This is a genomic window from Flavobacterium succinicans LMG 10402 (assembly GCF_000611675.1).
Taxonomy (GTDB): domain Bacteria; phylum Bacteroidota; class Bacteroidia; order Flavobacteriales; family Flavobacteriaceae; genus Flavobacterium; species Flavobacterium succinicans.
The window spans coordinates 350955-365308 of record NZ_JATV01000004.1 but is presented as its reverse complement, the minus strand read 5'-3'; the positions used below and the strand labels follow the sequence as shown (position 1 = coordinate 365308).

The window sequence follows — 14354 nt, the reverse complement described above, 5'->3', positions numbered from 1 at the left end:
CGCTGTAAAAATCCAAAAAAAGAAATCCATGTGCCTGAATAAAAGGTATTAAACTCACTTTACTTGATTTCAAAATCATCTTTATCCTTCAAGAAACCTAGTTTTTGTCTGGTTTCTACTAGTGCATTTTTATCCAAAGTAGCTACAAAAACACCTTCGGATTCTTGTGGTTCTATAATAGCGCGTCCCAAATAATCTTGCACTTGCGAATGTCCGTTGTATTGATGATGATTGGCGTCTACTCCTATTCTGTTCGCTCCAATAGTATAACACATGTTTTCGATCGCTCGAGCTTTGAGTAAGGCGTCCCAAGCGTTTATTCTAGTATCGGGCCAGTTGGCTACGTAAAGCAAAACATCGTACGTTTCAACATTTCTGGAAAACACTGGAAAACGTAAATCGTAACAAATCAGTGGGCAAATTTTCCAACCCAAATACTCTATGATGACTTTTTCTTTGCCTGCAGTATACTTTTTATCTTCTCCCGCCAAAGTAAACAAGTGTCTTTTGTCATAAAATTGCACTTCTCCAAAAGGAAAAACAAAGACCAATCGGTTATAAAAATTTCCGTGCTCGGCAATCACTAAACTTCCAGTGATAGCAGCATTTTTGGCTTTTGCCAATTGTCGCAACCATTCTATCGTTTCGCCTTGCATCGTTTCGGCAACCAATTCTGGACGCATGGTAAACCCTGAGGTAAACATTTCAGGCAATACAATTAGATCAACTTTTTCATCAATCGCATGGATTTTTTCTTCGAACTGAATGCGATTTTCAGCTGGATTTTCCCAAACTAAGGACGATTGCAGGATGGCTATTTTCATTTTACTTTTTTAATAGAATACTCCCAATTTTTTGACGGATGACCATATATAAACAAAGGAACAAGTATAATCGGTACACTTCCCATCATGGCCATTGTTCCTGCTACCGCGGCGTAAGGATTGGCTACAAATAGACCGGAAACCCCCAGCGCAAAAACTCCTATTCCGATGGTTATCACTATTGGATTTGCAATCGTTCCAAACTTAGATTTCTTTTTTATTTTGACAATATCCGTCAATAAAACTACTTCATCTTGTATAACAATTGCTGTCGAATCTTGAATTTTGAACTTCCCAAGATACGTTTTACCTTCTTTGGTCTCAATTTGTATTCGCTTCTCTTCTTTGATCTCTTTATAAAAACGGGAATGTTTACTTTGTAAAATCAAAATATTACTTTGAGCAAAAATCGTTTGAAAAAGCAAAAAGAAAAAGAATACCAAATAATGTTTCATCTGCAAAAGGTTTAAAAAAATAAATATACATAATTATTTTTATCCAAATAGTCCATATAAAACCACAAAAAAACCAGAAACACTTTATGAAAAATAGGTTTCTGGCCCAAGAACTATTATTCTACCAAAGAAAAGGACTAACTCTTTGTGATTGTTTTCTCTAGATTGACAGTCGCACCATCTTCAAAAACTGTAGCGGCAAAAAACCATTCGGCTTTAACATCAGCGGCTGAAAAAGTAGCTTTCAAAAACCCTCTTTTCGACAAATTAGAATATTCTAAATCATCAATTAACAAATTTAATGCTTGCTCGAATTGAGCTAATTGAGAGCCTCCCAATCCCAAATAGGTTTCTAGTCCCGGAGAAGTAACCGAAGAAGTCGCTAATTCTACACCAACCACTTTATTACTTGCTGCCTTTAATTCGCCCTGCCAAGCATTGTGCGTATCACCTGCTAAGGTTACAACTTTTTTCCCATTCAAAAGCGCATATAACTTTTCTCTCTCTACTGGATAGCCGTCCCAAGCATCCAAATTATAGGGCAAAACAGTACTCAATCGCAATTTATCAGCTGCAGTTACGGTAGGATCATTGGCAAGTATCCTTGATTTAATGGTAACCAGTCCTCCTAAAGAAGTTTGAAACGCTTGTAAAGTAGCAGGTTTTGCACTACCCAAAGCATCAATTTCTCCATTGATTTGCGCCATCAGCATCAAAAGTTCTGAGGGAAGCATCATTTTGGTCATCAAAACTTGTTGACCAAGAACTTGCCATTTCGAAGAACTTGAGGCAATTTTAGATCCCAACCAACCTAATTGTTCAGTACCTAAAAGCTGCCTGTTTGGATTTAATAAATCGGTTTGAAATGCCGTTGCATTAAAAGAACCATTTGAAGAAAAATAAGTACCATACTCCAATTGCTTGTCACGAGCAATGACGCGGGTATCTAACATGTACAAGGAAAGTAAATTTCCAAAATGAAAATCTCTATAAATTCGTTTATCGTTCCCTGTTTTAAGCGGAATGTACTCGCTGTAAGCTTTCAAAGCTGCCAATTTTCTTACGGTAAAATCGCCTTCTTTGGGCTGATGATTTTCGGCGCCATCTTTGTAAGTGTCGTTGGTGATTTCATGATCATCCCAAACGGCAATAAATGGTTTCTTTTGGTGTACCAATTTCAATTTTGGATCTCTTCTGTATTGCTTATAACGAGTTCTATACTCCTCCAAAGTCACGATTTCATTAGCTGGAACATGAGTTCTACCCAAACTTGCAGTATATTGGTTCGTTCCGTATTCACCTGCACCATATTCATAAATATAATCTCCTAAATGCACCACAACATCTACGTCCGATTTTGCCATTGCTTCATAAACAGTAAACAGACCTGCAGCAAAGTTAGCACAAGAGCAAACCGCCATTTTGACTTGCGAAATAGTATCTGACACTGAAGGCAAAGTGATTGTTTCTCCTATTACAGAAACTTCTTTAGTCAATACGTTGTAAAACCTGTAATAAAAGGACTTATTTGAAGACAATCCTTGGACATCAACTGCAACAGTAAAATCTCTCGATTCGTCTGTAGTAACTTTTCCTTGTCGAAGAACATTATTGAACATTGCATCCGTGCTTAACTCCCAAGATAAGTTCACACTTTCATTTTTTGAAGTTGTATAGCGAGTCCAAAGAATAATACTTGATGGCGTAGGATCGAAACTTGCCACTCCCTCATTAAAATTAGATAACTTTAAGTCAATCGGTGCCCGATCATTTGGCTCGTCATCTTTAGAACAACTTATAAAATTAGGCGCTAATAATACACCTCCCGAGAACAATAAGGAATTTTTAAGAAAAGAACGACGGCTAAAGTTGGATTTCATATTTTGAATTTTGTATGATTATGAACAAAATTACAAATACTGTGCATGCATAGTATTTTGAAATATTTAACCTTTCATTACTGTTGCGTATCTTTAACATTATGAATATTAACAAACAATTAAGCGAATGTTCATGTAAAAAAAAACGCATTCAAATGAATGAATGCGTTTTTTAAATTTTGGAAAGTCTATTTACACCAAACTTGCTGACAAATATTCTCTATTCATACGAGCGATGTTCTCTAATGAAATTCCTTTTGGACATTCGATTTCGCAAGCTCCAGTATTGGTACAGTTACCAAAACCTTCTTCATCCATTTGACGTACCATGTTCAATACACGATTCGTGGCTTCTACTTTACCTTGTGGTAAAAGTGCATATTGTGATACTTTAGCCCCAACGAACAACATCGCTGAACCATTTTTACAAGTAGCAACACATGCTCCACATCCAATGCAAGCAGCAGCTTCAAAAGCTTTATCCGCATCAGCCTTAGGTACAGGAAGCGTATTAGCATCGATAGTATTACCTGAAGTATTTACAGAAACAAATCCTCCTGCTTGTTGAATTCTTTCGAAAGAAGAACGATCAACAACTAAATCTTTAACTACTGGAAATGCCACACTTCTCCATGGCTCAATTACGATAGTATCCCCGTCGTTGAACATTCTCATGTGTAATTGACAAGTCGTGATTCCTGTATCAGGTCCGTGTGCACGTCCATTGATATACAAAGAACACATTCCGCAAATTCCTTCGCGACAATCGTGATCAAAGGCTACAGGCTCTTTTCTTTCGTTCACTAATTGCTCATTCAATTGATCTAACATTTCTAGAAATGAACTCGCTGTAGAAACATCATTCAACTTATATGTTTCCATCTTTCCCTTAACTTTAGCGTTTTTTTGACGCCAAATTTGTAAGGTTATATTAATATTTTTTGCTGCACTCATGTTTTTTATTTTTAATGTGATTAGCTTTTAGTTTACTTACTACTAACCGCTAATTATAACGCTATTACTATTTATAATTTCTAGCGGCTATTTTAATAAACTCGTATTTCAATTCTTCTTTATGAAGTTCTTCTTTGCTGATATCGTCTCCTTTGTACTCCCAAGCTCCAACAAACTTGAAGTTTTCGTCATCACGAAGTGTTTCACCTTCAGCATCTTGGTATTCTTCACGGAAGTGACCACCACAAGATTCTAAACGTTGTAATCCGTCGATTGCCATTAATTGACCCAATTCAATAAAATCAGCCACACGTAAGGCTTTCTCTAATTCAGGGTTCAACTCATCTGCACTTCCTGGCACATAAACATCTTTGTAGAATTCTTCTTTCAAAGCGGCAATTTCAGCAATAGCTTCGGTCAAACCTTTCTCATTACGTCCCATACCTACTTTATTCCACATGATCAAACCTAAACGTTTGTGGAAATGATCTACTGATTTCGTTCCATTGTTGTTTAAGAATTTATCAATTGAATCTTTCACGCTTTTTTCAGCTGCTGCAAATTCAGGCAAATCAGTAGAGATTTTTCCTGTACGAATGTCATCTGCTAAATAATCAGAAACCGTATATGGCAATACGAAATATCCATCAGCTAATCCTTGCATCAAAGCAGAAGCCCCTAATCGGTTCGCACCGTGATCAGAGAAATTCGCTTCTCCAGCTACGAAACATCCTGGAATAGTTGACTCTAAATTGTAATCAACCCAAACACCACCCATAGTATAGTGTACCGCTGGATAAATTTTCATTGGCGTTTCGTATGGATTTTCGTCTGTGATTTTTTGGTACATGGTAAACAAGTTACCATATTTTTCTTCTAACCATTTTTTACCTAAAGAAAGAACCTCTTCTTGCGAAGGATTGTGATTTCCTTTAGCAAAAGCTACTTGTTTCCCTTTTGATTGAATCTCAGAAGAGAAATCCAAATACACTCCTTCATTTGTATCATTAGCTTCGATACCGTGACCAGCATCACAAACCTCTTTAGCAGCTCTAGAAGCTACGTCACGAGGCACTAAGTTACCAAACGCAGGATATTTTCTTTCTAAGTAGTAATCTCTATCTTCTTCAGCAATTTGTGTTGGCTTCATTTTACCTGCACGAATCGCTTCTGCATCTTCTTTTTTCTTTGGTACCCAAATACGTCCAGAGTTTCTTAATGACTCAGACATCAAAGTCAATTTCGATTGATTGGTTCCGTGTACAGGAATACAAGTTGGGTGAATTTGCACAAAACATGGGTTAGCAAACAAAGCACCTTGTTTGTGGATTTTCCATCCTGCTGTTACGTTAGAACCCATTGCATTCGTAGATAAGAAATATACATTTCCGTATCCACCTGTTGCAATAATTACTGCGTGAGCCGAATGTCTTTCTAACTCTCCAGTAACTAAATTACGAGCAATGATTCCACGAGCTTTTCCGTTCACTTTTACTAATTCTAGCATTTCGTGACGGTTGTACATATCGATTTTTCCTAAACCAATTTGTCTAGATAAAGCCGAATAAGCACCTAACAACAATTGTTGACCTGTTTGTCCTGCGGCATAAAATGTACGTTGTACTTGTGTTCCACCAAAAGAACGGTTATCCAACATTCCTCCGTAGTCACGAGCAAAAGGAACTCCTTGTGCTACACATTGATCAATAATATTTCCAGACACTTCAGCCAAACGGTGTACGTTAGCCTCACGTGCTCTATAATCTCCTCCTTTGATGGTATCATAAAACAAACGGAAGGTACTATCTCCGTCATTTTGGTAATTTTTCGCAGCGTTGATACCTCCTTGAGCTGCAATTGAGTGTGCACGTCGAGGAGAATCTTGGTAACAAAACGCTTTAACATTATAACCCATTTCAGCAAAAGATGCTGCTGCAGAGGCTCCGGCTAAACCAGTACCCACAACGATAATATCAATTTTTGGGCGATTGTTTGGAGCAACTAATCGTAAGTGGTCTTTATAATCTGTCCATTTTTTAGAAATGTGACCTTCAGGTATTTTAGAATCTAATTTCATTTTGATTGATATTAATGATTAAAATGATGAAATAAAGCAATAAATATGAATCCAACAGGAACCACAATTGCAAATGCATATCCTAATTTTTGAATAGTAGCCGAGAATTTGTTATTGAATCCAACTGATTGGAAAGAAGAACTAAATCCATGCCATAAGTGAATCGCTAATAAAACGAAGGCTACCACATAGATACCTGTACGAACTGGGCTTTCAAACTTAGCCACCAATTCTTCAAAATATCTTGTTTCATTGATTGCGCCTGACTCAACATATTTATAAGTCATTTCGTGAATCCAAAAATCAAAGAAGTGCAATCCTAAAAATGCTAGAACCACTAATCCTGATATGATCATGTTTCTTGAAGCCCAAGAAGCATTAGCCGATCCATCGTACTTTACGTAGCTAATAGGTCTAGCTTTTTTGTTTTGAAGTTCTAAAACCATTCCCATTACAAAGTGAAAAACTACACCTGCGATAAGCACAGGTTGCATAACAAATTGTATTAATGGATTATACCCCATAAAGTGAGACATTGCATTAAAAGCCTCTGCACTAAAAACAGAAACCATATTGATGAAAAAATGCAATGACAAGAAAGTAATTAAAAAAAGCCCTGATAGTGCCATAGCTACTTTTCTAGCTATAGAAGACTTTAACAATGCAGTTTGTGCCATATTTTTTTATATTAATTAATAAAAATTCCACACAAAAATAAGGCAATTAAAAAGGAATTACAACCCATTTATATTTATTTATAATGAATTTAAAGTGTTTAACATAAATGTTTATTTAACCATTTTTACTTAATTTAAGTTAAACATTCTTTAAATAAAACCAAACAAGATCGATTTTTCTCAAAAACAAAAGCAAGAAAACGATATATATTTACAGAATTAATAACAAAATACCACAAATTAGTGTTTTTCAAAAAAAGCACCTTTAACAAAAGAATAATGCCGCTATTTTCTTGTATTTAGCATACGGCATTTTACCTTTGCAACTCAAAACGATAACACATGAAAATTGGAATTGACGCGCTCTCTTTTGACGTAGCCAAAATACACTTACCCATACAAACCTTAGCCGAAGCTCGAAATATTGAACCCGCAAAATTGCAAAAAGGACTCGGATTAACGAATATGACACTCGCCGATGCCCATCAAGATACCGTGATTTTTGGAGCCAATGCCTTAACCAAACTCATCCAAGACCAAAAAATAGCTTTAGACGACATCGCTCGAATTTACGTAGGAACCGAAAGCGCAATCGACAGTTCTAAACCCATCGCTTCCTTTTTGGTAGCCTTGATGGAACAAAAATTTGGAGAAAACTGTTTAACGCATTGCGATGCAGTTGATTTTACTTTTGCCTGTATCGGAGGCGTGGATGCACTACAAAACTGCTTAGATTTTGTAAAATTGAACCCCTCTAAAAAAGCAATTGTTGTTACTACCGATTTTGCTAAATACGACCTCAACTCTACTGGAGAATACACCCAAGGCGCAGGAGCTGTAGCTATGCTAATCTCCGCCAACCCAAGAATTATAGCTTTTGAGAATCATTGGGGTGTAAGCACGAAAGGCGTATTTGACTTTTTTAAACCGTACAGAACTATTTCAAAACAAGAAATCACAGGCAACAACAACAACGAGGCTTGGTTTGATAATTTGGAAGACGAAATCGAAATTCACAAAGACCAACCGGTGTTTGATGGACAGTATTCGAACCAATGTTATATGGACCGTACCAAAGATGCCTACTTTGCTTTCAAAAAAGAAAAAAATACTTCTGAAACGATTTATAACAGCTGGAAAAGCATTGTAATGCACTTACCGTATGCCTTTCAAGGCCGACGTATGTTAACAGAAATTTATGCTTTAGATGCAACCGAAGCAGTTATTACTGGAAACGAAACTCCAGAAGAATACCAAAACAAGCTTAAAGAGATTAGCAAAACTCAGGCTTATCAAGATTTTGTGAGTCAAAAATTACAACCTGCAGAAATCGCTTCCTCTTTAATTGGAAACTTATATACGGGCTCTATTTTTATGGGATTGCTATCGACTTTGGCACATTTTTCAGAAAACAATACTGAAATTGCCAACGAGAAAATGGGCTTTTTAGCCTACGGAAGCGGTTCAAAATCGAAAGTTTTCGAGGGAACGATTCAAGCGGATTGGAAAAAAGCCTTGCAACCCGTAGCGCTTTTTGAAACTTTAGAAAAAAGTGTCGCTATTGATTTTGAAACCTACGAAAAACTCCACAAAAAAGAACAAAAACAACCCATTCGCACCCCACAAAACGAATGGATTTTGGACCGTATCGAAAACGAAAATCCCAACTTACTAGGCGCTCGTTATTACAAATGGGTGGAGTAATAAAACCTTCAACTTAGTGAATTTGAAATACACGTTTTTTGTAAAACATAAGGCTGTCTCCAATTTTGAAGACAGCCTTTCTTATTTTCTAAATCACGTTTCTTTATACTTTTAATTACAATTCCCGCCGCAATCTTGTGCGTTTTGATAATCCTCTGGAGTAATAGTGTACACTTCTGTTTGCTCGTCGCTAAAAACTGGATTAAAAATGTTTCTAGCTTGATTAAAACACTGATTTGTTGTTGTGCATTCTTGATAAATTACCTTCTTTATATCATCAAAAATAATTTCTACATGAGTCAAACTACCTATGGCAGTTTTACTAAAAAGATTACTCATGTTATACCCTTTAGCACCTGGAGGATAATAAATATACTTTTTGTTAAATTTTTCGTTTTGCTGTAAAGTTATTGCGTTCTGAACCTCTTTAACTCCTCCAATGTAAGGTATTAAAACTATTTTCTTTCCTGAAGTATTAAGAATAGAATAATCATATGTTATTTTATCTCCTTGATCAGTGCAACCCATTAGCATGAATAATGCAACAATTATACAATATATCTTTTTCATAATCTTAATCTTGCCAGTTATTAAATAATTCATCTAAGTAAATTTCAGTTGGGTTATCGTACCTGTTCTTGATATTGTTGCGCCATTCATCCCAGTAACTGGCACCAACCAAAGCATCTTGCAATTGCTTTATTGTATAGCCATTTACTCTGTCAACAGGATAATTAAATCCATTAAAATCCCTCTGATTAAAACTATCAATCATATCAAACCCAGCGGACGTATATATATTTTCATCCCTTATCGTTAAAAATTGAAAATCTCTATAATCTAAATTTTGATAAACCCTATATGCATTATTACCAAACTTAATTTTATACCTATCTAAAGTCATGACAATCTCAACTGTTGATCCCCATGTCTCTAATAATCTTTTATTTCTATTTGAAATAATTGAACTACTATTAAAATAGCCATCTCGGACTATGTTGTCATAATTATTCCTATCCAAAACAGAATGAGCTGCATGGGTCAATTCATGAATTGTTGTGCCATATATCTCATCTGCAGACCTTCCCCATTTTTTTATCACTATTCTTGGATATAGGCCGTAGGTTAACTCATTAGCAGCATGAGTATGATATGAAGAACCCCTAACTTCTCTTGCCGCAATCTTCATTTGGACACTAAAAAATCCATTACGCGGCGGCGAAATTAATCCAAAACGATGACCATAATAATAATCATGTGCCGCTTGGTGTATTAGCGCATGGTATTTATCATCACTATCGCCTGATCCAGCGTTAATGGTATAATTCCAGTCTTGTTGTTTTCGTTCAGGACCTCTTAATTCCGCCTGAAACAAAGAGCCATTTCGTATACTGTAGTCATATCTCTCCCATTGAATAATATAACGAGCGCTACCTCTCACAGAGCTTGTTTTAAAATAACCGTTTTCATTGGTAATAGCTTGTCGTACAGTAAACCATTGCCTAATCAAAATCTTTGCGCCAACTACTGGCACGTTTCTACCCGCTACTTCATCAAAAATTGAAATAGCCCCACTAGGCCACCATCTCGTACCAAAAATCAATCGATTGGTAGATGTATCATTAGATTTACCCTCATACTCATTACCCGTTAATCTATATGCTTCTTCGAGCAATTGATCCAAAAACAATTGTCGCTTTTCAATAGTTTTTTTATCCACTTTCTTTAGCATTGTTAAACCATCATCAAAATAAGGGTCTTCTTCAGGAATATAAAGTTCCTCCAAGGTTTGATAATACACTTCACTTGCCATATCAGAGTCAATCTTAATAGCACTGTAATACACAGGAAACTCATTAGGAGCTAATTGAGGTCTAGCATCAAGAACTTCGTCCGTAAACTCATAATCGAGAGGATAATCAAAAACAATTAAAGAGCTATCTTGCTTTATTTCCGCTTCCTGAGCGGCTGTAGTAGGAGCTATCTCTACATAAAGATAATTTGGTTCAATACTTAATTCATCTACCGGCACAAGCATTTCTTTACTTGTACTTGATTTCCCTTTTGTCTTTTCTTTTAAATTAAATAAAGCTTTCCTCATATTCTTGATTGAATAGGGATTCTCTAATTTCTTACCATATTTGATATACTCATTACGATTAATTGATGCAGCGGTACCGACTGACATATCAGTAGTATCAGAACAAGAAATTATCAAAAGTGAGCAAAAAACTAGTGAAATAAAATTGAATGGAGTTGTTTTTTTCATTAAATTATTAGTTAAAAGGTTGATTATTACAAATATACCAAAATCACAATACAGAATAACCTTGTAAAACTTATTAACAATAAAATAATATTAAAGTAAACAAAAAAATCAACTAAACTTTGCCATATACTTCTGAACGATGGCTTCGGTGTTTTCGTTGCGTATTTTTTGATTGAGATGAATGGGTTCGGAGGCGCGCTCTTGGCAATCTTTCACCGCACAAGTTTCGCAGGTCACGCCCACCAATTGTTTGGGCACCACATCGCCTTCTAAGAATTTGAACTTTTTCTTTACCGATGGCGTGATTAAAATCCCCACCGAAATACTTCGCAAACAATCTTTCTTAAACGGATCGGGAGTAGCCGAGGAAAACACCAAATATTCGTTGCTGCTATTTTCATAACGCGACACTTGCGCATCAAAAAAATGCGTCTTGCCTTGTTGTAACAATTGCTCAATAGTTTTTATCGAAACCCATCTGCGGCAGTAATGCTCGTTCATTTCGTTGGCGTGCGGTTCTTGTTGATTGGTAATATGTAGTTCCTTTTTGATTTGGTAGGTATCGGCGCCTATTTTGTGAGACAAACGCAAGAAAAACAAGTTTTTCAAATTGAAATCTTTCGGCAAAATATTCGTCAATCGCTGATAAAAGGATTCAGGCGAGACGTTGAATTGCGTCATCAATTGCACCATTTCTTGTGGTTTAGGATTCTCTTTGGCCAAAAACAAATTCAATTCATCAATCAGATTTTGTCTTGGCAACAACAAAGCTCCCGCAAAATAAGAGGCATAAAAATTATTCAAGACTTGGTCAAAATTGTCGAATTTAATCCAACTGAACGTATACAAACGCTCTTTGATTTCCATAAAATTATAAGCGATTTCTTTGGCTAAAACAAAAGCCTTTTGCCCTTCATCAATCTCGTCCGAAAGCAATAAGGTTTTGCTAGTAGGTACATAAATTGAGCGTAAATCCCCCATTTCAGCTTGTTCAGAAAACACCAATTCTTTGATGGTATATCCGTATTCTTCGATCAAAATTTCTTTTAGCTCGGCTATCGAAATATTACTGGCGAGATCTACATGAAAAGCTTTACAAAACAACAACACCTTTTCTTCTAAATCTTCAAAATAGTTATTGTGTGCTTCTTGATACGAACGCAAAGAAGCCAAAAAGAAACTTTCGCGTGACAAATTATAATGTTGTGCAATTTCAATGATGGTACTAATAAAGGCATTGACCTTAGCAGGCGCATTGGCAATAATATCAATCAAATCAGCCTCTTGAATTCCAAAAAGCTCCAACGGAATTTCCTTCAAAATACCTGAAGTCAGAATTTCACCAATGGGCGCCAAATTATTATCGAGTTTTAACGATACCAAATGATCATAAGTCACCTCTAATTTATCGGCCAGCAGAATAATTTTATCCGTTTTGGGATATTTTTTTCCTTTTTCGATCTCGTTTAAATACGATTTGGACAAGTCGGTAATCTTGGCCAGACCAAATAATGACAAATCCTTACTCATGCGAGCCTGCTTGAGTTTTAGCCCGAAAATTAACTTGATATACTCTTTTTCTATGTTCATAAAACCAAAGATAAACTAAAAATATAAAAGTCGCAAAAAACATTTTTTTTATTTTTTGCGAACGTTCGCTTGTTTTGTAAAAAACTTTTTGTAGTATTGCAGTATCAAAATCAAATAGTTATGCAAACACTAACCGAAACCACCGAAAAAAAATGGCAATTTTTGAATGAAGAAATTGCGCAACACGAGAACATTTTAACCGAGGAAGCGATCGATTTCTTGACCGCTTTACACGAAAACTTCAATACTAAACGATTGGAACTTTTAGAAGCCCGCAAAGCACAACAAGTCCAATTTGATAATGGGGTGTTACCCACCTTTCCTTTGGAAACCAAAAGCATTAGAGAAAGCAACTGGCAAGCAGCTCCAATCCCAAAAGATTTAATCGATAGACGAGTGGAAATCACCGGACCAGTAGATAGAAAAATGGTGATTAACGCTTTGAACTCGGGTGCGAAAACTTTTATGGCCGATTTTGAAGACAGCACTTCGCCTACTTGGGACAACATAATGGAAGGGCAACAAAACCTTAAAGATGCCGTAAACAAAACGATTACTCTAGAAGATCCAATTAAAAACAAAAAATACGCACTAAAAGAAAAAACAGCCGTTTTGATTGTGCGCCCAAGAGGATTGCACTTGAACGAAAAGCACATCTTGATAGCAAACGAAGAAGCTTCTGGCTCTTTGATTGACTTTGGTCTGTATGCTTTTCATAATCATGACCAATTGGCCAGAAACGGTTCGGCGCCTTATTTTTACTTACCCAAGCTAGAACATTATTTGGAAGCCAGATGGTGGAACGAAGTGTTTGAATTTGCACAAGAATACCTTGGAGAGCAACACGGTACCTTTAAAGCAACCGTTTTGATTGAAACCATAACCGCCAGTTTTCAGTTGGACGAAATCATCTACGAATTAAGAGACCATATCGTAGGCTTGAACTGCGGGCGTTGGGATTACATTTTTTCATACATCAAAAAATTCAGAAATAATCCTGCCTTTATCGTTCCGAACCGCGACCAAGTAACGATGACTTCGCCTTTTATGGACGCGTATTCTAAATTGGTGATTCAGCGTTGTCACAAACGCAACATTCACGCAATGGGCGGAATGGCTGCACAAATTCCGATTAAGAATGACCCCGAAGCCAACGAAATTGCCTTCAAAAAAGTGATTGCCGACAAAGAAAGAGAAGCGAGAAACGGACACGACGGAACTTGGGTAGCGCATCCTGATTTGGTTCCGATAGCGATGAAAGTGTTTAATGAAAATATGATGACCAAAAATCATATTCACATCAAGAGAGCGGATTTGCATATTACAGAAGCGGATTTGTTGCAAATTCCAGTAGGAACGATTACCGAAGAAGGGATTCGCAAAAACGTAAATGTGGCCGTGCTGTACATCACTTCTTGGCTAAACGGTCAAGGCGCTGCAGCGATTCATCACTTGATGGAGGATGCCGCCACGGCAGAAATCTCAAGGTCGCAATTGTGGCAATGGCTTCAAAATGAAGTAACGTTGGATTCGGGTGAAAAATTAACGACCAAATTGTACCACCGCATAGCTTTGGAAGAATATGAAAAAATCAGAAAGCAAGTGGGTGACCGAGCGCACGAAGAGGAAAACTACATCTTGGCAGAAAAATTACTAGACGAACTGGTTGTGAACAAAAAATTTGTAGAGTTCTTGACGATACCTGGGTACAAGTATTTGTAGTGGTTAACAATCACTATTAAAAAAGTAAGCCACGAATTCCACAGATGAACACCAATTTTCCTGCTTCAATTAAACGAATCATAGCAACAATTAAAGTTAGCAATTAAAACCTTGTGTCTTTTGTTTTTCTAGAAAATCACATTGCTGGCTTTTAGCCCCGATCGCAGTGGCATCCTCTGGACTCGCGAACGAGCGAGGACAG

General features: G+C 36.6%; 11 protein-coding genes. 2 read left to right on the top strand and 9 right to left on the bottom strand.

Going from position 1 to position 14354, the window contains the following annotated elements; all coding sequences use genetic code 11:
• Positions 1–59: 59 nt before the first annotated feature.
• From AO58_RS0105525 to AO58_RS0105500, 6 genes are all read right to left on the bottom strand, one after another.
• Positions 60–824: an amidohydrolase gene (locus tag AO58_RS0105525; protein ID WP_024980750.1), complete on the bottom strand. Its 765-nt coding sequence runs from the start codon at positions 822–824 to the stop codon at positions 60–62.
• Entirely contained in the window at positions 821–1279 is a 459-nt protein-coding gene (locus AO58_RS0105520) for a hypothetical protein (protein ID WP_024980749.1), read from the bottom strand. The genes AO58_RS0105525 and AO58_RS0105520 overlap by 4 nt, the downstream gene beginning before the upstream one ends.
• Positions 1280–1416: 137 nt before the next feature.
• Positions 1417–3159 carry an alkaline phosphatase D family protein gene (locus AO58_RS0105515; RefSeq protein ID WP_024980748.1) on the bottom strand — a complete coding sequence of 581 codons (1743 nt, stop codon included), beginning with the start codon at positions 3157–3159 and terminating at the stop codon, positions 1417–1419.
• 192 nt (positions 3160–3351) lie between these two features.
• The gene (locus AO58_RS0105510; RefSeq protein ID WP_024980747.1) at positions 3352–4113 is read right to left on the bottom strand and encodes a succinate dehydrogenase/fumarate reductase iron-sulfur subunit; all 762 of its coding nucleotides are present in this window, start codon (positions 4111–4113) and stop codon (positions 3352–3354) included.
• Positions 4114–4180: 67 nt separating this feature from the next.
• Entirely contained in the window at positions 4181–6190 is a 2010-nt protein-coding gene (locus AO58_RS0105505; protein ID WP_024980746.1) for a fumarate reductase/succinate dehydrogenase flavoprotein subunit, read from the bottom strand.
• A gap of 11 nt (positions 6191–6201) precedes the next feature.
• Positions 6202–6867, bottom strand: coding sequence for a succinate dehydrogenase cytochrome b subunit (locus tag AO58_RS0105500; RefSeq protein WP_024980745.1), 666 nt, complete (start codon positions 6865–6867; stop codon positions 6202–6204).
• A 342-nt stretch (positions 6868–7209) separates the two neighbouring features.
• Here AO58_RS0105500 and AO58_RS0105495 point away from each other — a divergent pair, with 342 nt between their 5' ends.
• Entirely contained in the window at positions 7210–8571 is a 1362-nt protein-coding gene (locus AO58_RS0105495; RefSeq protein ID WP_024980744.1) for a hydroxymethylglutaryl-CoA synthase family protein, read from the top strand.
• A 111-nt stretch (positions 8572–8682) separates the two neighbouring features.
• On the opposite strand, the gene AO58_RS0105490 is transcribed toward AO58_RS0105495, so the two are convergent.
• The 3 genes from AO58_RS0105490 to AO58_RS0105480 form a co-directional block, all read right to left on the bottom strand.
• Positions 8683–9141 carry a hypothetical protein gene (locus AO58_RS0105490; protein WP_139225522.1) on the bottom strand — a complete coding sequence of 153 codons (459 nt, stop codon included), beginning with the start codon at positions 9139–9141 and terminating at the stop codon, positions 8683–8685.
• 4 nt (positions 9142–9145) lie between these two features.
• Positions 9146–10840 carry a hypothetical protein gene (locus AO58_RS0105485; RefSeq protein WP_024980742.1) on the bottom strand — a complete coding sequence of 565 codons (1695 nt, stop codon included), beginning with the start codon at positions 10838–10840 and terminating at the stop codon, positions 9146–9148.
• Positions 10841–10948: 108 nt separating this feature from the next.
• Complete coding sequence (locus AO58_RS0105480; RefSeq protein WP_024980741.1) at positions 10949–12430, bottom strand: helix-turn-helix domain-containing protein; 1482 nt, start codon at positions 12428–12430, stop codon at positions 10949–10951.
• 120 nt (positions 12431–12550) lie between these two features.
• On the opposite strand from AO58_RS0105480, the gene aceB reads away from it, so the two are divergent.
• Positions 12551–14152, top strand: coding sequence for a malate synthase A (aceB, locus tag AO58_RS0105475; protein WP_024980740.1), 1602 nt, complete (start codon positions 12551–12553; stop codon positions 14150–14152).
• Positions 14153–14354 lie beyond the last annotated feature (202 nt).

What these genes read in the sequence shown, in the direction of transcription:
- AO58_RS0105525 (WP_024980750.1), bottom strand. Translation starts at nt 824, where the DNA reads ATGAAAATAGCCATCCTGCAATCGTCCTTAGTTTGGGAAAATCCAGCT.
- AO58_RS0105520 (WP_024980749.1), bottom strand. Translation starts at nt 1,279, where the DNA reads ATGAAACATTATTTGGTATTCTTTTTCTTTTTGCTTTTTCAAACGATT.
- AO58_RS0105515 (WP_024980748.1), bottom strand. Translation starts at nt 3,159, where the DNA reads ATGAAATCCAACTTTAGCCGTCGTTCTTTTCTTAAAAATTCCTTATTG.
- AO58_RS0105510 (WP_024980747.1), bottom strand. Translation starts at nt 4,113, where the DNA reads ATGAGTGCAGCAAAAAATATTAATATAACCTTACAAATTTGGCGTCAA.
- AO58_RS0105505 (WP_024980746.1), bottom strand. Translation starts at nt 6,190, where the DNA reads ATGAAATTAGATTCTAAAATACCTGAAGGTCACATTTCTAAAAAATGG.
- AO58_RS0105500 (WP_024980745.1), bottom strand. Translation starts at nt 6,867, where the DNA reads ATGGCACAAACTGCATTGTTAAAGTCTTCTATAGCTAGAAAAGTAGCT.
- AO58_RS0105495 (WP_024980744.1), top strand. Translation starts at nt 7,210, where the DNA reads ATGAAAATTGGAATTGACGCGCTCTCTTTTGACGTAGCCAAAATACAC.
- AO58_RS0105490 (WP_139225522.1), bottom strand. Translation starts at nt 9,141, where the DNA reads ATGAAAAAGATATATTGTATAATTGTTGCATTATTCATGCTAATGGGT.
- AO58_RS0105485 (WP_024980742.1), bottom strand. Translation starts at nt 10,840, where the DNA reads ATGAAAAAAACAACTCCATTCAATTTTATTTCACTAGTTTTTTGCTCA.
- AO58_RS0105480 (WP_024980741.1), bottom strand. Translation starts at nt 12,430, where the DNA reads ATGAACATAGAAAAAGAGTATATCAAGTTAATTTTCGGGCTAAAACTC.
- aceB (WP_024980740.1), top strand. Translation starts at nt 12,551, where the DNA reads ATGCAAACACTAACCGAAACCACCGAAAAAAAATGGCAATTTTTGAAT.